The organism is Streptomyces sp. NPDC090032, assembly GCF_044748025.1.
GTDB lineage: Bacteria > Actinomycetota > Actinomycetes > Streptomycetales > Streptomycetaceae > Streptomyces.
The window spans coordinates 213,814-233,274 of the sequence record NZ_JBIVFF010000014.1 but is presented as its reverse complement, the minus strand read 5'-3'; the positions used below and the strand labels follow the sequence as shown (position 1 = coordinate 233,274).

Genomic DNA, 19,461 nt, shown 5'->3' with positions numbered 1-19,461 from the left:
GCCCGCCTCGCCGCAGCCGAGATCACCGCGTCGAATCCAGAAGACACCCTCCGCACCGCTTGACGATTGCTCGTCCGACACACGGTCTTGGGAACGCGGAGCGCCGGCGGTCGGTGCTCGCTCATCGCCGACCGCAGTGAGGCCCCCACGGTGCGAGAGATCGCAGCGGCCGTCGGCCTGGCCAGCCCTTCGTCGGCGCTGTACCAGCTGCGCCGCCTTGAGGAGGCCGGGATCGTTCGGCGCGCTCGGGGCGCCGGCTCGCGGGACTACCGGCTCAGTTGACGTCCGACGATGCCCGCCCCATTGACACGTTCCCCTCACGACGGCAGCTTCGCGTATCTCATCGTGTAGATCGTCCACAGAGGTACGCATGGCCAGCCCACGGATGCGAACGCGGTAGTCAGCCTCCCAGGCTCCTTCTACCTCGGAGACGGCTCCAATTCGGTACAGCCCTCCGTCGATTCGGTCGACCAGGTAGGGGCCATGGCCGATCAACATGGCGGCGGGATTCCGGGTGCGCACGCATTCCTCGGACTGCCAGTAGACCTTCCAGACCAGCTCGTGTTCCTCTACATGCAGCGCCGTTGTGCGCACCGGGTCCACGCCCAGAGCCGCCCACTTCTGGTTCTCGTAGTCCAGTTGAGCAACACGAATACCCCCGCCAGGACGTCAACCGCAGCGCTCACGACTGGGTCTGGGCATGGACTTCCGAGAAGACCTTTCACGCCAGATGCGGCCCCGGCAATCTCGCCGAAGCCCTCGCCTTGTTCCGCTCCTGGGCGACCGCCAGGACGTCGCGGTGGCGGGCGTTGGAGGTCCATAACGTGCTCGATACGGTCCAGCTTCGCCTCACGGTCGGGGTCCGGGGACTCCTTCCAGGTCTTGGTGCGCTGGAAGGTGACGCCGCGGCGGGCGAGCGGGGACCGTAATGCCTCGCGGCCGATGCGGATCACCCGGCCGTGCACTCTGCGCAGGTAGGCGACCAGCTTGCGCAGCGACCAGCGGGTGATGGCTGACCGAGCTTGACCGGGCGGGTGGTAACCGTCGCGATGACGAAGTCCTCGTCGTCATCGCTGAGTTGGCGGGGACGACCTCAAGCCCACTGAGGGTCCAGGCAGGCCAGGCCGATCTCGTTGAAGCGGTGGATCACGTCCCGGACGGTGTCCTCGTCGGCCTGGACCAGCTGGGCGATCACCGGCACCCAGTTCCCGCCGGCCGAGGCCAGCAGCATCATCGCGCGCCGGTAACGCACCGAACTGGTGCTGCCCCGGCGCACGCTCTGCTGCAGCTTCTGCCCCTCCTGGGAGGTCAGTTCTGCGCACCCTGACGGGCTCGGGGCCATCGCGCCTCCAGCGGTCGGATCGGACGTCAGCGCACATCCAACCGCTACAACCGCCGCCCCGGCGAACCTATGCGGTCACAGCACTAGCTGCGTAGAGAACAGTCATGATCACCCATGGTGCGGGCTTCCTGCGTCCAGGACCCGACTCACCCTCCTCTCAATATCTGTGACGGTGTGGCAGGTCGACTACAGCCAGACCCGCTCAAGTTCCAACCCTCGCCATCGGGCCCTTCGCACAGCTGGAGTGAAGACGTCACGGCCGGCCTGCGCCGCAACGCCTGCACCCCCCTCTCACTCCTCGGCCTCGAATGAGCGCGAACCGGACATCATGCGACTACGTCGAAGCCCCTGCTCCCGGAACAGCGATGACAGGACCACGGCTGCGGTGTCAGTCTGCTGAAGTATCCTTCCCGCCACCGCACACCGACTGGGGAGGACCAAGAGAATTGACTGGCCTGTCTGCTTTCCCGCTGCCCTTTCATGCTTCCCGTTCCATATCGTTCGCGCCGCCCCGAACGCTGCGGGAACTTCAGATGATGCAGTGCAGCTCACTCATTCGGGCGAAGCCAGGGTGGTTCGACAAGATGAACGATGCCGACATCGTCGCCAGGTGGACGCAAGAAGCGGTCGCTCAGGGCCTCACCGAAGCGCAGGTTCGTTACGTGCTTGCCGAACTCCTGCATTACGCCGCGCTACGAGACGGACGAACCGGCGTCGAGGTGTCCGCCGTCGATGGGGTGTGGCAGTCGGACACACTGGTCGACGACAAGCTCAGATCCCGGCTGCGCAAAGCGGTTCGGGTTCTGGAGCAGGTCCCCGAAGCAGAACAGGACTGGCATCCCGGATCCAACGGCCAGGTACGGGATCTGGTTCATCCCTCACTGTTCTGCCTGGTGAGAGAGGTGGGCGGTGCGCCCGAGAGGGCTTGGCAGAACCCGACAGACCGCTACTCGAGGTACGAATTCTCGGAGAAATTCCAGTGGCTACCCACGGACGTCGATGTCAGTGACGACGGCGATGTCGCCTTCCGTTCGTACGTCAACAACGTCCACCCCAAGAATCATCGCGAACTAGCCTCCGTCCTGCCAGACTTGTTCGCGCGCTTGCGCCCGCTGCTGGAGAATGTGCTCACCGATTTGCGCCATCCGCGGCCCCTGCGGATCGAGGCCGATCCTTATGGGTGGTACGACTCGGAGCCGGAGTATCCGCCCAAATCCTCCTACAGTGATGATGAGGCCTACGCAGAAGCCCTCCGTACATGGGAAGAGGCCCAGGACGACTGGTGGGAAAACCGCCGCCCGGCCATCCCGGACGCCCCGGCCTTCACCCCGCCCGAGTTGCCCGATGAATCCGCCCGAGTCGACCTGCGCGGCCGCCGTCTCCAGGTCATCGTCAAGCTCGCCACCATTCATCTCACCCCGGACAAGCCCGAATACCCCGGCGGTTCCTGGCATGTCGAGGGGATGATGAACGAGCGGATCGTCTCGACCGGAATCTACTACTGGGACAGCGAAAACATCACCGAAAGCCAGCTGAGTTTCCGGGCGGCACTCGACGACCCAAACTACGAACAGAACGACGACAACGGCCTGCGTGAGGTCTACGGCCTGGAGAACGAAGACGAACTGAACCAGATGCTGGGATCAACGTCGACCCCAGCGGGCCGCTGCCTGGCGTTCCCGAATATCCTGCAACATCGCGTCGGCTCATTCCGCCTCACAGACCCCGCCCGCCCGGGATATCGCAAAATTCTCGCGTTCTTCCTGGTCGACCCGTCGGAAAAGATCGTCTCGACATCCGATATGCCACCGCAACAACCATGGTCCGACACCTCGACCATGACGCTTGAACAGGCTAAGAACTACCGTGAACAACTCATGCAGGAACGCAAGTTCTTCGTCGACGAACACAACGAGCAGCTCTACGAACGAGAATTCTCCCTCTGCGAGCACTGAACCTCTTCCATCCTGAATACAAGTAGGTCAGGAGGGTGTGGACGATGATGCCGATGCGGCGGGTGGGGCATCTGGCCCGCCGGGGCAGTCGCCAGGATTTCAGCTACGCGAAGGCACGTTCTCCAGGAGCCCGCAGCCATGCGCGATCACGGTTGAAGTCCTGGTAGCGCTTGGGCTGTTAGCGGTGGGTGCTCTCCCGTATCCGCGCAGTGGGCCGCGACATCCTTGACCGCCTGGAGCACGACTGCCCGGTCCACGCCCGGCTGCATGGCCAGCCGCACCTGGAAACGCGCCATCCACTTTTCACGGTCCTCCTCCCCCGCCGCGTCCATCCTCTGATCCTTCTTCGTCACGTGCTCTCCCGGGTGATCGGCAGCCGTCCGTCATGGAGTTGGACGCTGGATCATCCAAGTGGGTTGCGGAAGCAAGCACCTGATGAGTCTCAAGTGACTGCCGGGGAGCCGCACTAACGGGACAGCGCTCTACCGACCGGTCCACTGCTACAGAAGGTTACAGATCACGGGTTCGGGCACAGCTTCCAGCCTCGCGTGCCCTGTCTGGAAGTCCTGGTGACAAGAGTCTGCCTTGGTGATAGCTATCGCGCTTCGGCTCAACTCCGGTTTTACAGCAGTCTCGAATTGCGCACTGTTAAAACGAGATATCGAGTCATTCCACGTCCGCGAATTCCACCTGTAGGCTCGCGCGCCCGCCGTCTTGACGGAAATAGGCGGCAGGGCTGGTGTGGTCCCACACCAGCCAGCTGGACAATTCTTGTGCCGCCTTACGCGCTGCCCGGACGGGCCACCATCGGCTCTCACGGGGTTCCGCCGCCGCGAGAAGAGCACAGCGCATGGTCCACGAGAGCTGTGACGTCCCCGATCTGCCGCCCGGCAGTTCCCTCATCGCCAGGTCGGCTATGCAAGGAGACAGTGACGGCGCTCCGCCCGTCCGAAATCGTGGCAGGCCATACCAAGTAGCCGAATCCATCGCCACTGTGCCCCCAGTACCCGCCGCCACAGGACAATGGCGTCCAGTCCAGTCCGAGCCCGTCGCGCGTGCCCGGCAAAGCACCGTGGTCGGCAGGCACCTCGACCGTGCGCTGCATCTCAGCCAGCTGGGCAGAGGCCAGAATCTCACCTCGCACCAGCGCTCTGAAGAACTTGTTGGTGTCCGCTGTCGTACTGATCATGGCTCCGTCGGCGTCGCCGTCGAAGGGCAGATACGCGATCGTGGTGTCAGCCATGACTCCGCCCGGCTCGAACTGCTGGTAATCACGGGCATGGGGATCTGGCAGGATCGGCCAGTTGCCGGGTACGACAGTGTGCGTGAGCCGTAACGGACGCAGAATCCTGGCTCGAACCTCGTGCTCCCAGGAATGGCCTGTGGCGGCCTTGATCACCATCCCGATGAGGACGTAGTTGGTGTTCGAGTACTCCCAGTCGCTGCCAGGCATAAAGGACGGCGGGTGCTGCATCGCGAAGGCAACCCGCTGCTCGGAGGTGTAGGTGGTCCAGCGATTCTTGCGATACCCGGCCGCGCTGAGATCTGGGACCACGTCACCGATGTAGTCGGGCAGCCCGCTGGTGTGCTGAAGCAGTTGACGCAGGGTGACCCGGCGCCCGTCATTCCCGTGGCCTCGCACCACGCCCGGCAGCCACTGGTCAACCGTGTCGTCCAGCAACAGTCGGCCTTCACCTACCAACTGCAGCAGAACGGTCGCGACGAACGTCTTCGTAGTACTGCCGATCCTCACATACCCGTTCTGAGGCATCGGCTCTGTGGTGCTGAGATCGCCGACCCCACTGCGAGCGGTCCGCACTCCCCGAGGTGTCTCCAGCCTGACCGATACGCCTGTTACTCCGTCGTCACGCAACGCGTCGGCATCCCGCTGCAGTTGGGACAAGGGGGTAGAGGCCGCCGCTCCGGCCTCCGCTGGGACGAGTACCGCCAGAAGGGCAACAGCGAGGACGATCGCTGTCCGACGACTGATCCGACTCCGCGTGATCGACATAGCCCAACGCTAGGAACGGCACACCGGGCGAACCATCCGGCCAGCCAGAGGTCTCATAGTCGGGTTCTCCCCAGACCACTTCCTGGTGACAGCCAGACCGACGCCGGTGCGGACTGGTCAAGGCGAACGTGAAACTCACCAGCCAGACGAAGTATTCTCCCAGCCGCCAACTCATGGGCTCACTCGCCAAATGAAGCACTCAGTCACAAAATGCCGGGGCCAGGTGTTGGGTCAGGGCGGCCTACAGCTCGATGTCGAGCCGTGATCGCGCCCGTCCCCGCGCTGCACGCGCGGGGCCCTGACCCGCCCTCGCGGGGCGCACACGCCGCCGCCGAAGAAGGAGCGGCAGCGCATCGCCGCTCTCCCGCCGCAACGCAAGGTCGTGCAGAAGACAAGCGGTCTTCCCGTGAGAGTAGAACAGAGCCTCAAAGGCCAGTGTCCCGTTCCATGTCCCGTCGCATGGCGTCACGCGCGGCGTTGAGTGCGTGGTCATACTCCATCGCGATCCGGTCGCCTTCGGGGGTGCCGATCACTATCCCGTCTGCGACGGCGTTGCGTAGTGCCCGTATGCATCCGAATAGGGTCACCGCAGGGACGACAACAGATCTTGGCGCGAGGATCTCCAGTTCATATCTCGGGCCGTAGCAAGCACTGACCGCGGCGCGGGCCGCACGAGAACGCTCAGGGAGCAGACCATCTCGGTCAAGCAAGAGAGCGATCAGCTCATCGCGAGCCGTAGCGATGGCCGCCAAGTAGGTGCCGTACAACGACCTGCGCGTCGTTCTCCACTCGACAGTCCGTTCCCGACGGCGCTTCTGGTGGTCAACGACCAGTGCGGAACCCAGGGCGATTGCCGCTCCACTGACGGTGGGTAACAAGGTCGTCCAGTTCATTGCATCGGCATTAGCCGCGACCTTTCGTGACGGTGTGTCGGTTCCTCCGGCGGTCCGTTTCGGCTTGTCCTGGTGGTGATGGGCAGGCAGGCGGCCCGACACCCGCACGCGCGGATATGGCCCGCTGAGACCTCAAGCGGCGGCTGCCAAACGGCGCGCCGCTGCTTCAGCGAGCAGACGGGTGTCGGCAGTAAAGGTTCTAGCCGGTGCCCCGAAGCTGAGAAACACGTGCGGGCTCGTGATCCGATGCCGAACCTCGATCACCAGCTCGACTGCGACGCACGCGTCGAACCGAGGCCGCTGCAGCAGCGGGTCGGCGGACAGCGGCGCGGTCGTCACAGGCTGGCCAGGCGAGTACCCCGTCCCTGTGGCCCTCGCCGAGGCCGGGAACATGCTGAACAGCGTGGAGTTCGACCCGCCCCTGCCCGAGACCAAGCGGACCGCATCGCAGGACCGGCACGCGGGCGCCGGCAGGAAGTCCTTCGAGAAGGTGAAGGGCGACACCGGCAATTTCAGCGTGCTCGCCCCCGAGGCCCAGGCGGTCAACTGGGCGGTGACCTACGCCCGCGATCCACAGGGGACCTGGCTGATCGTGTTCTCCGCCAACCCCGAACGCCTGCACATGAGCGCCTTCGACGACACCGCCGGCATGCAGGAGGCACTGCAGCCGCTGCTGCCCGGCGTCGAGGTCGAATCCGTCGTCGGATGGGACTGGGCCAGCGACCCCCTCGCCCTGGGCACCTGGTGCATCTACCGCCCCGGACAGCTCGCACAGGTGCTGCCCGACCTGCGCACCACCGAAGGCCGGCTCTTCTTCGCGGGCGCCGACTCCACGGCCGCCTGGCGGTCCTTCATCGACGGGGCCATCGAGAGCGGCTACCGCGCCGCCCGCGACATCGACAGCCACCTGACCGGCTGACGCCGGCAAAAGCAGCCGAGACCAGCTCAGTCGGAGGCAGACGAGCTCTCTGGTGGAGGCGTCTGCGTCAGCATTTCGCACCACGTGGTCTTGCCGGTGGCCGTACGGGTGCTGCCCCAGGCGTCCGCGAGCAGGTCGAGGAGTTCCGTGCCGCGTCCGCCTTCTGCGTCGATGTCGACGACGCGGCGTACGGGGCCGCCGGGGTCAGTGTCCTCGACCTCGCACCGCAGCCGGGAGTCGCGCACCTGCAGGTTGAGCCGCAGAGGGCCTCGCGTGTGACGCAGGGCGTTGGTGACCAGTTCGCTGACCAAGAGCTCGGCGGTGTCTGCGAGGTCCTCCAGATTCCAGTCGCCCAGTTGGGCGGTCACCTGGTGCCGGGCCTGGCGGACCGAGGTCAGTTCCCGCGGTACAGGCCATGAGGCGTCCCAGGCGGTTGCGCGGGCGCGGGGCCTGTCAAGCGGCCGCAGAGGCTCCAGGGTGCGCGACCAGAGAGCCAGGTTACGGGCGACCCACGATGCGCCTGCGCCCTGCGGAGACGAACCCTTCCCCTGTGCCGAATCCGCGGCGCCCTTCCGCCCCGACTCCTCAAGTCGGCGGCGGTAAAACCGGGCAAAGCATCCCCGGTGAGAGGTCGTGGAGGGGGCGATGGCCTGGGAGGCCATACGGATCAGTCCCTTCTGAAGCCCTGGCCACCATGGCCGCCAGGCAGGCGCAGGGCCGTCGATGACCGGGCCGGGCATGCACCAGATCCTGCGTCACGTAGCACTCGCTACGCTTACGAATATACACGTAGCAGGTGCTACAGTAAATACCTGGCGAAAACTTACGAATCAGGCATTCGGGATTGATTCGTCTCGCGCAGCTGCAGCTGGGAGCCTTCATGCCACGCCCGCCCGACCCGGCCAGACGACGCGCCCTGCTGAACCAGGTCCGTGACTACGTGATCCGCAACGGCCTGGCCGACCTTTCCCTTCGCCCGCTGGCCCGGGCCCTGGGCACCAGCGACCGCATGCTCTTGTATTACTTCGGAACCAAGGAACGCATGGTCGCCGAGGCACTCGCCCTCGACGAGAGGCGACCGCTCCTGCGCGCCCGGAATCTGCTCAGCCCCACCACCTCCCCCGAGAACCCTGCGCGGCTCCGCCGCTTCGTGGAGCAAACCTGGCGGGAACTCAACGCCCCGGACATGCGCGCCTGGCTCCCCCTCTACCTCGAGATCATGACCGTCAGCGTGCTCCATCCCGACCGGTACGGGCCCGTCATGCGCGACGTGCTCACTGAGTGGACGGGCCTGTTCAGCTCCGTCTTCCGCGGCCTGGGCATGACGGAGGCCCGAGCCCGAACGGAGGCCGACCTCCTGGTCGACGCGACCTTCGGCCTGCTCATTGCACCGCTGACCGACGGCGACTGGGACCGAGCTGACGCAGCCTTCTCCACCCTTCTCGACCGCCTCGAACCCGGCTGGCACAACACCTAGAGAAGGCCGGCAGCCGACTGGCCTTCTCGCCGTGGCATAGGGCCATCGGCGCAGGCGCAATCCGAGACGCGCAATGCACTCTGTCTCTTTGCCTTCGAATTCGAACATGCGATCTACTCGAAGGCATGGACCCCAATACCTTCCCTCGCGACCTCGTGGAGGCCCAGACGGCCTGGTACGACGCGTACTGGCAGCTCGCCAGCGCCTCACCCGCCAACGGCACCGCTGCTTACCGCCGACGCCTGCAGGAGCTGTCCAGGATCATCGCCGGGCACCCGTACTGGCAGACGCCCGCCGGCACGCCTGCGGCCCGCATGGCCCTCAAGGAGCTCGCCCGCATCCAGGTGCGGCCGTGACGCTCACCGACCGCCAGATACGCATCATCCGCAGTGCCCGGGAGTGGATCACCCAGTACGGAGAAGCTCCCTCCGTCCGCGACCTCGCCGCGGCGGTCGGGGTCTCCTCCTCGTCGTCGATCGCTTACCAGTTGCGGAAGCTGCGCGAGCAGGGAATTGAGGTGGAGACCCGCGGCCGCCGCAGCGGGCGATGCCCGTACTGCGGGCACTGATCCTGGGCAGGCATCCGTCAGGTCCACCTACGTGCCCTCACCTGATGAAGTCACCGCCGCGCAGACCCGATGGCGGCTGGACGAGGAAGCAACTCGCCGATTGGGGAGTGCCGTGGCCGCCGCCCCAGGGTCGGCGCAAGCATCTTGAGGCCAAGTGGCGAGGCGAGGACGTTTCACCGCTGCAGAACCCACAAGACCCCGATCAGGACGCCCTGTTCTGGATGCGCCTCCGCCAGAGCCTGTCAGCATTCCGCTGCACCCGACGTAGCGGTCCTGCGTGCGAATCTGCGGACTGACCAGCCTCCCTTTCCCCTAGCTTTCCGCTTTGGCTTCGATCACTTCTCGCGACAGCGTTTGTTAACGAGTTTTGACGGCATCGTCCGGTCGGGGGCTTCGCGGATCGTCATGAGTTTTGAAGGCACCTGCTGATTGAGGTGAGTCGGGTCGGCGGCCAGGCGCTGACCGTGCTTGCCTCAGCCCTGGCCGCGCACCCGGCCCTGCGCCTCAGATCGCTTCGGCCTCGGGGCGGACGACCTGCTCGGCAAAGGTGCCGAGTCGCGTGGCCAACTGCTCGAGCGCGGCGGCCGCGTAGTGGTCGGGGCTCCAGCATGCGTGGATGGGGAGCTGGACGGGAGCGCCATCGGTGTCGAGGACGAGGACGGGACGAGTTCCGAACCGCGGCAACTCGGTCCCGATCGCGACGCCACGCCGCCCTGCAGCCAGGGCGTGGCGCATCTGTTCCCACGGGACCTCTGTGTGGCGTTGATACCGGAGTCGGGCCGCGATGACAGCTGCGTCGAGAACGGTGCGTGTCGGGTCCGTTCGGCCCGGAAGGAGGAGAGGCTGCTCCATCAGCTCGTCCAGCGTGACGCTGGTGTCGCGGGCCCAGGGGTGGCCCGGGTTGACGTAGGCGTGGAGCGGCACGCGGGTGAGGTGTTGCCAGGCAAGGCCGCCCGCGGGGGGCACGTTCGCGGCGATGCCGAAGTCGTGTCCGGCGGCGACCGCCTCGTGCACCTCGTCGCCGAGGACCGAGACGACGGCGATGAACGGGTCGTCGTCGTCGAGGGTGGCGACGAACGGAGCGAGGACGTAGTCCAGTGTGGTGGGGGCGGCCACGCAGGAGATCCGGGTCAGTTGTCCGTCGGCCAGCTGTCCCGCGACCGTCGTCAGCCGGTCGGCCCGGGTGAGCAGGTCGCGCGCCACGTCGAGCGTGTGGCGGCCCGCGTCCGTGAGGGACAGCCGATGGCCCTTGCGGCGGAAGAGCGTGACGCCGAGGTCGCGCTCCAGGCGCTGGATCTGGCGGGACACCGCGGGCTGAGCGATGTGCAGTTGGTCGGCGGCGGCCGTGACGGTACCGAGTTGCGCGACAGTCAAGAAGCACCGCAGGTGTCGTAGCTCCATGCCTCATCATGCCGAAACAGCATCATGATGGGTAGTAGTTAGGTCTTGGACAGCAGTAGGTGACCGGGATCACCATCTCCTCCATGGCCTCCTCAGACATCTCGTCCGGCAACTGGCTCACCCCACCTCACCACCGACTCGGTCTGCACCGGGTCGAGGACGTGGTCCCCTGCACGGCCATCGCTCGCGGTGAGGCACCGGTACGCATGCTGGTGCCCGCGAGTGAGCCCTTGGACTGGGACCTTCTGACCGTTCCGGGCCCCCGAGGGGGGCCGATCAGCGCAGAGGAGTTCCTCGCTGGCACGCACACCGACGGCATCCTCGTGCTGCGCGGCGACACGATCCTCGCGGAGCGCTACTTCGGTGAGTTCACCTCCGCGTCTCACCACATCGTGATGTCCATCTCGAAGTCGTTCGCCGGCATGCTGGCCGGGGTGCTGGCCGCCGCCGACCTCCTCGACCTCGAGGCGACCGTCCCGACGTACGTCCCGGAGCTGGCGGCGGGTTCGTACGCCGGTGCCACCGTGGGGCAGCTGCTCGACATGACCGCGGCGCCGCACTACGACATGTCGTACCTGGAGCCCACAGCAGAGGTTCACGCGGGCGACCGGGCTGCCGGATGGCGGCCGCGCCGGCCCGAGGACGTGGTCGGCACCCGGCCGTTCCTGGCCCAGTTGCGCGGCGCCGGCCGGCACGGCGCCGACTTCCAGTACTGCTCGGGGACCACCGACGTCCTCGCGTGGGTGCTCGAACGCGTCGGCGGCGCGGGCTACGGCGAGCTGATGCGGCGACATCTCTGGTCGTGGATCGGCGCCGAGGACGACGCCTTCGTCACGGTCGACGACCACGGAACGCCCTATGCGTGTGCCGGGATGGGGATGCGACTGCGCGATCTCGCGCGATTCGGGCGCCTGATTCTCGACGACGGGTGGCGCGAGGGCACACCCGTGGTGCCGGCTGACTGGATCGCGCGGACGCGCCGCGGGGGGCACTTCGCGACCACCGCTGAGTCCGACTCGGCTGCGGGTGGCACCTACAAGAACCAGTGGTGGATCCCAGGCGACGACCACGGGTCCTTCTACGGTGTCGGCATCTTCGGCCAGTACCTCTGGCTCGACCCGCAGAGCGACGTCGTCATCGCGAAGTTCTCCGCCACCGACCAGCCGGTCGCCGACACACCCGCTCACCTGGACGCGCTGGGCGCCATCGCCCGCGCGGCCGCCCTGACCCAGCAGGAGGCGTGAGATGGACCGCAACCGATCACGCGGCGAGTCGATCGAGCAGCACTCGATCGACTACGTCCCGCCCGAGGAGCGCCACGGCAAGCCGTGGCACCTGTTCACGGTCTGGTTCTCCAGCAACGTGCAGATCACCGGGTTCGTCACCGGCGTCCTGGCGGTCACCCTCGGACTCGACCTTCCCTGGGCCGTCGCCACGATCCTGATCGGCAACCTCGTCGGTGCCGTGTTCATGGCCTACCACTCGATCCAGGGTCCCCGTCTGGGCGTGCCGCAGATGATCCAGAGCCGTGCGCAGTTCGGATTCCTCGGCACGCTGCTGCCGGTCGTGATCGTGCTGTGCATGTACATGGGATTCGGCATCGAGGGTGGCGTCATCACGGGGCAGGCCTTCGCGAACTGGGCCCACATCTCGTTCACCTGGTCGGTGATCATCCAGGGCGCGGTCCCAGCGGTCATCGCGATCGTCGGGTACAAGGTCATCCACCTGTCGACCCGGGTGGTCAGCGTGGTCTCGGCTCTGCTGTTCCTCGCCCTCACCATCGCGTTGGCCGGTCACCTGCCGGAACACCTGCCGAGCGGCCCGACTCCGTCGTTCGGCACCGTCCTGCTCGTCATATCGATCTTCGTCTCGTGGCAGCTGACCTGGGCGCCGTACGTCTCGGACTACTCGCGCTACCTCCCCGAGGACACCCCGTCGCGGACCACGTTCCTGTGGACCTACGCCGGCTCAGCACTCGGCTCCTCGTGGGTGATGATCCTCGGCGCGTTCGCCGCCACGATCAGTGCCGAGGCGGTGGGCAACGATGCCATCGGCATGCTCAGCCAGCAGATCCCGGCGTTGAGCTCAGCCATCCTGCTCGCCATCGTCATCGGCATCGTCCCTGCCGGCGTGTACGGCTACTACGGTATGTACCTCACCGCGATCAGCGCCTTCTCGGCCAAGGGCCACGGCTCAGCGACGCCGCTGGTGCGCGCCGTCTTCATCGTGGTGAGCGCCGCGCTCACGATCGCAGCCACTCTGATGGCAAGCGGCCACATCCTGAGCACTGTTGAGCACATCACGTTGTTCCTGCTGTATCTGCTGGTGCCGTGGACCGCCATCAACCTCACCGACTACTACGTCGTACGGCGCGGCCACTACGACGTCGGCGAGCTCTTCCGGCCTCGGGGCGCGTACGGCTTGGTGAACTGGCCGGCCGTCGTTGTCTATCTGGTCGCCATTGCGGCGCAGATCCCCTTCATCAGCAGCAGCCTCTACACCGGGCCGCTGGTCGACTACCTGGGCGGCGCTGACATCTCCTGGATCGTCGGCCTGCTGGTGGCGACGGTGCTGTACCTGGCCAATACGCGGCGTACTCGAAAGGTCTCGCAACCCGTCGGCGCGCGGGCATCGGCACCCGGCTCGGACGCGCCGCTTTCGGTCGACTGAGCGTCCAAGGTCTGCGCAAGCCGCGACGGGGCTGCTCGCCGGCGAGGTCAGGCGAAGGGATCCCGATGGGCGTCGATGGGGGCCGTCGCGTGCTGCGTGCGGGAATGGGGGCTGCTGCTGGTCGTGACGGTGTGACCTTGGCAGGATGCTCCGGATCGTCGTCACCGTCCGATCGGGCCGGCGATGCGAAGCTGGTCAGGTCTCGGCAGTGCGTAGTGCCGAGCACGACGAACCGCAGGGACTTCGAGCGTTTCGCGCAGGCTCTCGCCAAGCAACACAGTCAGCATTCCGGGGTGTTGAGGGAGCGCGGCTCCGCGCTGCCCGGCGCGGCCGCGGCCCTTGACGCCCTCAGCGCTGCGCATGTACGACAGACCGTAGTGACTGGCAACGTCCGCGCAGTCGCACAACTCAAGCTGAACGCCTTCGGCCTCGACACACACATCGACTGAGACGCTGGCGCGTACGGCGAGGACGCAGACCTCCGACCCGCCCCAGGGCGAGCTGCTCAAGCTCGGCCACCACGTGGGCACTTCCACTATCCGCAGTGTCCTGAGGCGCCAGCAGATACCCCCGGCACCCCAGCGGCAGACCGACACCACGTGGCGGCAGTTCCTGCGCTCCCAGGCCTCGACCATGCTCGCCGTCGACTTCTTCCACGTCGACTGCGCGGTCACCCTGCGGCGGCTGTGTGTGTTCTTCGCGATGGAAGTCGGCAGCCGCTACGTGCACATCGGCGTGACCAGCCATCCGGACGGCCGTGGACCACGCAACAGGCCCGGAATCTCATGGCCGACCTCGGCGACCGGGCATCCAAGTTCACGTTTCTCGTGCGGGATCGGGCAGGTCAGTTCAGTGCGTCGTTCGACGCTGTCCTGGCGGACGCGGGCATCGCCGTGGTGAAGATCCCTCCACGTAGTCCACGGGCGAATGCGTACGCGGAGAGGTTCGTGCTCACCGTCCGCTCGGAGGTTACCGATCGGATACTCATCTTCAGCCAGCGGCATCTACGGCTGTCCTGGACGAGTACGCCAAGCACTACAACGGACGCCGACCCCACCATGGACAACAACTGCATCCGCCACGGCCCGACCACCCCATCGCCAGTCCTAGCCACAAACGGATCAAGCGCCGACAACGCCTCGTCGGCCTCATCAACGAATACGAGCGGGCGGCATAGACACGCAGCTCAGCGCAGGTGACCCTGTTCTGGAACCCAACAGGTACTCGTTGATCAAGCCCCCAGGACGGACCGTCTCCGTCATGCCGCAGTGCCAGCACTTCCGCGTCCTTGGCCACGCTGCTGCACAGCACCGCAGCAGGCACCGTGATCAGATTCCGGACCAGCGCGGTGACAACCGCCAGCGACATCCGCAGATCGCCCCAGAGCAGTCGAGCCCGCTTCGCCAGGATCAGCAAACGTACAGGCCACAGCAGCGAATCATATGTCCGAGCGGGACAGGTTCGTGCGCTTCCGGGCCGAGGACTGGCCCCACTGACTGGAGCCACTGAACTCCGACCTTCTTGATCAATTTCGTTGAGAAGTGCTGTCAGTGGGCGTGCGGGCGACAACGTCTTAGCTCGGGGGCTGACCTGCCGGTCACGAGTTCGTCTGCGATGAGTCGTCCGGCGGTGGGCGCCAAGGTGATGGCGGAGTGCATGACGGCGACGTAGACGGATCGATCGTGTGTCACGTATCCAATGACGGGTCCGTGCGCAGGCATGGGGCGTTGGCCGGTGCGGTAGCCCAGCAGGCGGCACTGGTCGCTTCCTTGGAAGGTCGTCTTCAGGCGCTGGAGCGCGTCTTGCGCTGACTGCTCCAACGCTGTTGTGCCTTCAACGTGCGGCACGACTAGCAAGAGGTCGCCGTCCCGTACCTCTCGGACCTCGAAATCTGGGCTGGCCACAATGGTCTTGACCAATCCAGGCGGTGCTGTGACCCGCGCGAGGGTGGCCGGGGAGGCGGCAATGGCCAGGTCGGCCGATAGCGGCTCGCAGAGCTCGGGGACGCCTGTTCCGGCTGTGAGCACGACGGTTGCGGCGGTGTGGAGTCCGTTCGAGGTCAGCACTCCCTCGACGCGTCCGTTGGTCACCTGCAAGGAGGTGACCGCGGTGTTGTGGAGCACGGTTGCCCCGTGGTCGCCGGCGGCTGCCGCGAGTGCGTGGGCCAGTGCCGTTGGGTCGACGCCTACGTCGCTCGGGGTGTGGATGGCCTGGTCGGGTGGGTGTCGGAGGTTGGGCTCCAGGGCTGCGATGTCACTTCGCCCGATGCGGAACTGGCCTGGCCCCGCCCGTGAGTCCTGCGCCGGTGTGTCGGACCAGGACAGCGAGCCGGTCCGGCGGACGTCGATGTGGGGCAGTTCGTCTTCCAGGCGTCGGTAGTCCGCCCGGACGTACTCGCGGAGGTCTTGTGCTCCACCGGGCCAGTGGCCTCCCGAGCTGCGGATCCACGCGAAGGAGTCTCCGGTGACCCCGGTGGCCGGTGCCCTTCCTTGCTCGATCAGAGTGACCGGGACGCCCCGACGTGCCAGGTGGTAGGCCACTGAGGAGCCGACGATTCCCGCACCGACAACAACAACGGCAGACATGAGGTCCCTCTCGACAGGCCAACGACCGTTCAGGCTGTGGCTGCAGCCGTTGAAGCACAGTCAGGCCGCTGCCGGGATAGTGCAACGGGATTTGCTGCGACTCGTCTTGTTCAGCCGGCTCCGGCCACGGCCCACCCAGGGCCCGACGGACGGTCCTCCATGTCACGTTGAGCCACCCCACCTGGATCTTCTAGCACCCACCACTCGTTTGATGAAGTGCAGAGAAGGAAGAAGGTGCGGCACTCGGACACGGTCGACGCGGACGTCGTCGGGTACGTGGGCCCGGCGTCCCGGCCACACCGGGTGGCGGTGCAGCTGCCGGACGGAAGCCTCGTGCCGTCGCAGGCGTTGACGGCTCCGGTCGCCTCGGAGGAGGACTACAAGAAGCGCCACGCGGTGGAGTGCGGGATCAGCAGACTGCAACGGAACCGGACGGTGGCGACCAGGTACGAGAAGCTGGCCGTCCGCTACGAGGCTACGGTCACCATCACAGCGATCAACGAGTGGCTGTGATCCGTTCAGCTCCCCTGCGGAGACATCGAGGAAGCGAGCAGTTCCTGCACGAGTTCCACTATGAGATGGGGCTGCCCGACGAACGGAGAGTGCCCCGTCTGCCACTCGTGCACGTAGGTGCAGCGCGTGGCCAACGTCCGCTGCAGGCCCGGGTCGATCGCTCGGTCCTGAGCGCAGACGACGTAGGTGGAGGGAGTCTGCTTCCAACCCTGTTGCTCCGGGATGCCTCGCCCGCAGCCAGGAGCCTGCGCACGCAGCAGGCCAACCGCCCGGGCTGCGAGGGGTTCGGGGCTGTCGCCATAGAGAACGTCGGCAGCCCCGTCGGGGTGCAGACTCGTCGATCCGTCGGGCCCGGGGCAGATCGCTTCCTGGAGCTGCCGGGACGCCCCACCCAGACTGGCGGCGCTCTCGCCGGCATCCGGCACGAAGGCCGCCAGATAGACCAGGTGTCCCGCTCCTCGCAACCCGGTGATCACTGACCCGCCGTAGGAATGACCGAGCACAATCGGAGGTTCTTGCAGCCCGTCGACGACCGCCTGAACCACGGCGGTGTCAGCGGTCAATGATCCCCGGTGCAACTCGGGAACGACCGCGCTGGTTCCTGTGGCTCGCAAGCCTTCGGCCACCGCAGCGAAGTGCTCGGGGCGGTGATACAGGCCGTGAACCAGCAGTACAGCGGCCACTTCGCCCGCCCCTCAGGTCGACATCAAGGCAGTGATCCTAGTTCCTGGCGGTACCCGGTGGTCATCCACAGCCTTGATCCACTTTCCCAACATGGCCTAATCTTCAGGGAACTCGCCCTCTGTCCCGATGATCACGCACCGTCCAGAATGCCCCCATGGCAACCGGCGCACCAATCAAGTACCTGCATCTAGCGACAGAATTGAGACGCGGGATTCGGGGAGGAACCTGGCCGCCCGGCAGCAAACCGCCGACCGAGGTCGAGCTGGCCGCGCCGCACGGCCTATCTGTCAACACCGTGCGGCGCGCCTTGGAGGTACTGGCTGCCGAGGGGAGTGTTGAGCGGCGCCAGGGTGTGGGAACGTTTGCGCGGCCGGCACCCCGCCCACCCGGCGCGCGGCGGCGGATCGCGGTCGTGCTGCCCGAACGCGACCGCTACTTCCCGCCCGTGATCGCAGGAATCGAGGCGGCCGCCGTCCACACCCGAACCACGATCGACCTGTACACCACCGGCTACGCCGACCGCGGCTGGGATCGGCTCACCCACCTTGCTGATCACCTGGCAGGGGCGGAGGGACTCCTCATCACGCACCCGGGCCCCGCCGACGCCGCTACCCCCGCACACACACGCCTGTTGCGGAAGCTCCCGTTGCCGTACGTCCTACTGGAACGAACCCCCTCTGGAATCGACGACCCCAGCGAACACGTCTCCACCGACCACGCCGGCGGCGCCTACCTCGCCCTCGCTCACCTTGCCGCACTGGGCCACCGCGATGTGGCGCTCGCCTGCCGGACAGACTCTGCACCCAGCCACGGCATTTCGACAGGTTTCATACAAGGCGCCGCCACACTCGGGCTGAGCGTCGCTGCCCGGTTCGACTGGCCGTCTATCACTGGGCGCGCCAATTTCGAGGACGTCCTCGCCGCCCAGCCCCTGCTCGCGGACGCCGCCCTGGACAGTGTCCTCGGCAGCGGCGCGACCGGGCTGGTCTGTTTCGGCGATATGGAGGGATCCGCCCTACTGGCGCCGCCCGCCGGGCCTGGGTGTGCATCCCCGGCGACCTCGCCCTGGTCTCTTGCGAGGACCGGCACGTCGCCACCGAGCAGGTGCCGCTCACTTCGGTCGCGCCGGAGAAGTTCCGGCTCGGCGGGGTGGCCCTAGAAACCCTGCTACGTCGCCTAGACGAACCGGGCGCCGAGCTGCGCCAGGTTTGGCTGCGGCCCCGGCTGACCGTCCGAGAGTCCTGCGGGGCGCGGGCCGCCAATCCTTCTTGATTCCGTCCGCCGGACTCCGGAAGCGTTCCGCACATGCCGACAGAAACTCATCGTGCACGTGTCGCTTTCCGCTTTTGCCCGGTGTCTTCGCTGTCTGCGTGGGTGCGTGGCCATATCAGGAAACGGCCGCGTGTCCGCGCCCCGCGCGCCACCGTGACCGACATGTTGACTGCTGCCGTGCTCGGCTCGGACCCATCCGCCGCCACCTTGCTCGGACAGGGCCGTACCACCCAGAACAAGGCGCTGATACTCCAGCAGAACTCTGGCCTCAGTTGACCAAGTAGCGCGCTAGATGTAATGCCCTGGAGCGTTGTTGGGTCTGCTACAGGTTTGGGTGACACGTTGGCCTGCCCCACCCCTCAGGTTCTAGTTTTGGTGGCTAACTGACGGCCTTCACGAAAGGCTGCCGGACATGCTCCGCGCCTGCCCCGCTGAGTTCCGCGCCCGTGCCGTCGTGCTGGTGCGGCAGGAAAAGAACAGAAGCAGACGGCCGTTGACCTCGGCATCCATCCGGTCACGTTGTCGAAGTGGTTGCGTCAGGACGGCGTCGACAACGGTCTCCGGCCCGGCAGGGTCTCGGAGGAGTCTGCAGAGCTGCGTGCAGCGCGGCGGCGGATCCGCGAGTTGGGAACCGAGCTTGAGATCGTCCGCAAGGCCGCCAAGTTCCTCGGCGCGGACAAGCCGGCCCCGAAATTCTCTACCCGGTGATCGACCGTCTCGTCCATGCCGGTGCACCGGTCGACCGATGCTGCCGGATCCTCGGCGTCGCCCGGCAGAACTACTACACACACAAGCGCACCCCTCCACACCGCGGCAGTTACGGCGGGAGTGGCTGATCGGGCTGGTCCCCAGGCGTTGACGGCTCCGGTCGCTGCCGAGGTGGCCCGACATGTTCTCGAAGGTGGGCCGGGGCGCAGGGCGCGCACGTCGGCGGGTGAGGCTTACGTGACGACCGGGGGCGGTGTCGTGGTGGAGGTCCTCGCGGGGACGACCCGGCACACTGTGATGTTCCCTGTCGAGTTCCTCTGTTCAGCCCGTGAGTTGTCTCTGAGGGAGGGGCAGATCGGATGGGGGTGCCCCGGCGTGGAGAGGGACACCGGCGAAAGGTGTCCGGCAGTGCCGACGAAACTGGCTCACTTGATCACGATGAGCCCGTTCCCCTACGAAGGTG

At 66.4% G+C, this 19,461-nt stretch carries 20 protein-coding genes and 3 pseudogenes; 14 read left to right on the top strand and 9 right to left on the bottom strand.

Features of this window, described 5'->3' with window-relative positions; translation table 11 throughout:
- Positions 1-66: 66 nt before the first annotated feature.
- On the top strand, positions 67-282 hold the full coding sequence (locus tag ACIPWY_RS31835; RefSeq protein ID WP_393705962.1) for a winged helix-turn-helix transcriptional regulator: 216 nt from the start codon (positions 67-69) through the stop codon (positions 280-282).
- Between the two features lie 132 nt (positions 283-414).
- On the opposite strand, the pseudogene ACIPWY_RS31830 reads toward ACIPWY_RS31835, so the two are convergent.
- A pseudogene (locus ACIPWY_RS31830) lies at positions 415-594 on the bottom strand (YrhB domain-containing protein); the annotation flags it as partial.
- On the opposite strand from ACIPWY_RS31830, the gene ACIPWY_RS31825 reads away from it, so the two are divergent.
- The gene (locus ACIPWY_RS31825; RefSeq protein WP_393705987.1) at positions 585-929 is read left to right on the top strand and encodes an Imm53 family immunity protein; all 345 of its coding nucleotides are present in this window, start codon (positions 585-587) and stop codon (positions 927-929) included. The pseudogene ACIPWY_RS31830 and the gene ACIPWY_RS31825 overlap by 10 nt on opposite strands.
- Here ACIPWY_RS31825 and ACIPWY_RS31820 read toward each other — a convergent pair.
- Positions 816-1,379: pseudogene (locus ACIPWY_RS31820) on the bottom strand (transposase); the annotation flags it as partial. The gene ACIPWY_RS31825 and the pseudogene ACIPWY_RS31820 overlap by 114 nt on opposite strands.
- Positions 1,380-1,788: 409 nt before the next feature.
- Between ACIPWY_RS31820 and ACIPWY_RS31815 the strand changes: the two are divergent.
- Positions 1,789-3,297, top strand: a complete 1,509-nt coding sequence (locus ACIPWY_RS31815) for a DUF4246 domain-containing protein (protein ID WP_393705961.1) — start codon at positions 1,789-1,791, stop codon at positions 3,295-3,297.
- Positions 3,298-3,307: 10 nt separating this feature from the next.
- On the opposite strand, the pseudogene ACIPWY_RS31810 reads toward ACIPWY_RS31815, so the two are convergent.
- The 3 genes and pseudogenes from ACIPWY_RS31810 to ACIPWY_RS31800 form a co-directional block, all read right to left on the bottom strand.
- Positions 3,308-3,475: pseudogene (locus tag ACIPWY_RS31810) on the bottom strand (IS5/IS1182 family transposase); the annotation flags it as partial.
- Positions 3,444-3,650 (bottom strand): hypothetical protein, encoded by a 207-nt coding sequence (locus tag ACIPWY_RS31805; RefSeq protein WP_393705991.1) that lies wholly within the window; start codon positions 3,648-3,650, stop codon positions 3,444-3,446. The gene ACIPWY_RS31805 and the pseudogene ACIPWY_RS31810, both read right to left, overlap by 32 nt.
- Positions 3,651-4,111: 461 nt before the next feature.
- Positions 4,112-5,308: a serine hydrolase domain-containing protein gene (locus ACIPWY_RS31800; protein WP_393705960.1), complete on the bottom strand. Its 1,197-nt coding sequence runs from the start codon at positions 5,306-5,308 to the stop codon at positions 4,112-4,114.
- A 1,260-nt stretch (positions 5,309-6,568) separates the two neighbouring features.
- Here ACIPWY_RS31800 and ACIPWY_RS31795 point away from each other — a divergent pair.
- Complete coding sequence (locus tag ACIPWY_RS31795; RefSeq protein WP_393705959.1) at positions 6,569-7,120, top strand: FAD-dependent oxidoreductase; 552 nt, start codon at positions 6,569-6,571, stop codon at positions 7,118-7,120.
- A gap of 26 nt (positions 7,121-7,146) precedes the next feature.
- On the opposite strand, the gene ACIPWY_RS31790 is transcribed toward ACIPWY_RS31795, so the two are convergent.
- Positions 7,147-7,782: an ATP-binding protein gene (locus ACIPWY_RS31790; protein ID WP_393705958.1), complete on the bottom strand. Its 636-nt coding sequence runs from the start codon at positions 7,780-7,782 to the stop codon at positions 7,147-7,149.
- 218 nt (positions 7,783-8,000) lie between these two features.
- Here ACIPWY_RS31790 and ACIPWY_RS31785 point away from each other — a divergent pair, with 218 nt between their 5' ends.
- The 3 genes from ACIPWY_RS31785 (at position 8,001) to ACIPWY_RS31775 (ending at position 9,165) form a co-directional block, all read left to right on the top strand.
- Complete coding sequence (locus tag ACIPWY_RS31785; RefSeq protein ID WP_362909074.1) at positions 8,001-8,597, top strand: TetR/AcrR family transcriptional regulator; 597 nt, start codon at positions 8,001-8,003, stop codon at positions 8,595-8,597.
- Positions 8,598-8,722: 125 nt separating this feature from the next.
- Positions 8,723-8,953, top strand: a complete 231-nt coding sequence (locus ACIPWY_RS31780; protein ID WP_362909073.1) for a hypothetical protein — start codon at positions 8,723-8,725, stop codon at positions 8,951-8,953.
- Complete coding sequence (locus ACIPWY_RS31775) at positions 8,950-9,165, top strand: hypothetical protein (RefSeq protein ID WP_362909071.1); 216 nt, start codon at positions 8,950-8,952, stop codon at positions 9,163-9,165. The genes ACIPWY_RS31780 and ACIPWY_RS31775 overlap by 4 nt, the downstream gene beginning before the upstream one ends.
- A 504-nt stretch (positions 9,166-9,669) precedes the next feature.
- Here ACIPWY_RS31775 and ACIPWY_RS31770 read toward each other — a convergent pair.
- A complete protein-coding gene (locus ACIPWY_RS31770; RefSeq protein ID WP_393705957.1) occupies positions 9,670-10,566 on the bottom strand; it encodes a LysR family transcriptional regulator in 897 nt (298 codons plus the stop codon).
- Positions 10,567-10,649: 83 nt separating this feature from the next.
- Between ACIPWY_RS31770 and ACIPWY_RS31765 the strand changes: the two genes are divergently transcribed.
- The 4 genes from ACIPWY_RS31765 to ACIPWY_RS31750 all read left to right on the top strand — a co-directional run bounded on the left by ACIPWY_RS31765 (position 10,650) and on the right by ACIPWY_RS31750 (position 14,136).
- Positions 10,650-11,810, top strand: a complete 1,161-nt coding sequence (locus tag ACIPWY_RS31765) for a serine hydrolase domain-containing protein (RefSeq protein ID WP_393705956.1) — start codon at positions 10,650-10,652, stop codon at positions 11,808-11,810.
- A gap of 1 nt (position 11,811) precedes the next feature.
- Positions 11,812-13,236 (top strand): cytosine permease, encoded by a 1,425-nt coding sequence (locus tag ACIPWY_RS31760; protein WP_362909065.1) that lies wholly within the window; start codon positions 11,812-11,814, stop codon positions 13,234-13,236.
- Between the two features lie 215 nt (positions 13,237-13,451).
- Positions 13,452-13,685 carry a haloacid dehalogenase-like hydrolase gene (locus tag ACIPWY_RS31755; RefSeq protein ID WP_401536093.1) on the top strand — a complete coding sequence of 78 codons (234 nt, stop codon included), beginning with the start codon at positions 13,452-13,454 and terminating at the stop codon, positions 13,683-13,685.
- Positions 13,686-13,758: 73 nt separating this feature from the next.
- Complete coding sequence (locus tag ACIPWY_RS31750) at positions 13,759-14,136, top strand: hypothetical protein (protein WP_393705954.1); 378 nt, start codon at positions 13,759-13,761, stop codon at positions 14,134-14,136.
- 647 nt (positions 14,137-14,783) lie between these two features.
- On the opposite strand, the gene ACIPWY_RS31745 is transcribed toward ACIPWY_RS31750, so the two are convergent.
- The gene (locus ACIPWY_RS31745) at positions 14,784-15,821 is read right to left on the bottom strand and encodes an NAD(P)/FAD-dependent oxidoreductase (RefSeq protein WP_401536091.1); all 1,038 of its coding nucleotides are present in this window, start codon (positions 15,819-15,821) and stop codon (positions 14,784-14,786) included.
- A gap of 234 nt (positions 15,822-16,055) precedes the next feature.
- Here ACIPWY_RS31745 and ACIPWY_RS31740 point away from each other — a divergent pair, with 234 nt between their 5' ends.
- Entirely contained in the window at positions 16,056-16,334 is a 279-nt protein-coding gene (locus ACIPWY_RS31740; RefSeq protein ID WP_393705127.1) for a hypothetical protein, read from the top strand.
- Between the two features lie 5 nt (positions 16,335-16,339).
- Here ACIPWY_RS31740 and ACIPWY_RS31735 read toward each other — a convergent pair whose 3' ends face one another.
- A complete protein-coding gene (locus ACIPWY_RS31735; protein ID WP_393705129.1) occupies positions 16,340-17,017 on the bottom strand; it encodes an alpha/beta hydrolase in 678 nt (225 codons plus the stop codon).
- Positions 17,018-17,172: 155 nt separating this feature from the next.
- Here ACIPWY_RS31735 and ACIPWY_RS31730 point away from each other — a divergent pair, with 155 nt between their 5' ends.
- Complete coding sequence (locus ACIPWY_RS31730; protein ID WP_401536087.1) at positions 17,173-18,177, top strand: GntR family transcriptional regulator; 1,005 nt, start codon at positions 17,173-17,175, stop codon at positions 18,175-18,177.
- Positions 18,084-18,290, top strand: a complete 207-nt coding sequence (locus ACIPWY_RS31725; RefSeq protein ID WP_393705279.1) for a substrate-binding domain-containing protein — start codon at positions 18,084-18,086, stop codon at positions 18,288-18,290. Before ACIPWY_RS31730 ends, ACIPWY_RS31725 begins: the two co-directional genes overlap by 94 nt.
- The last annotated feature ends 1,171 nt before the right edge of the window (positions 18,291-19,461 follow it).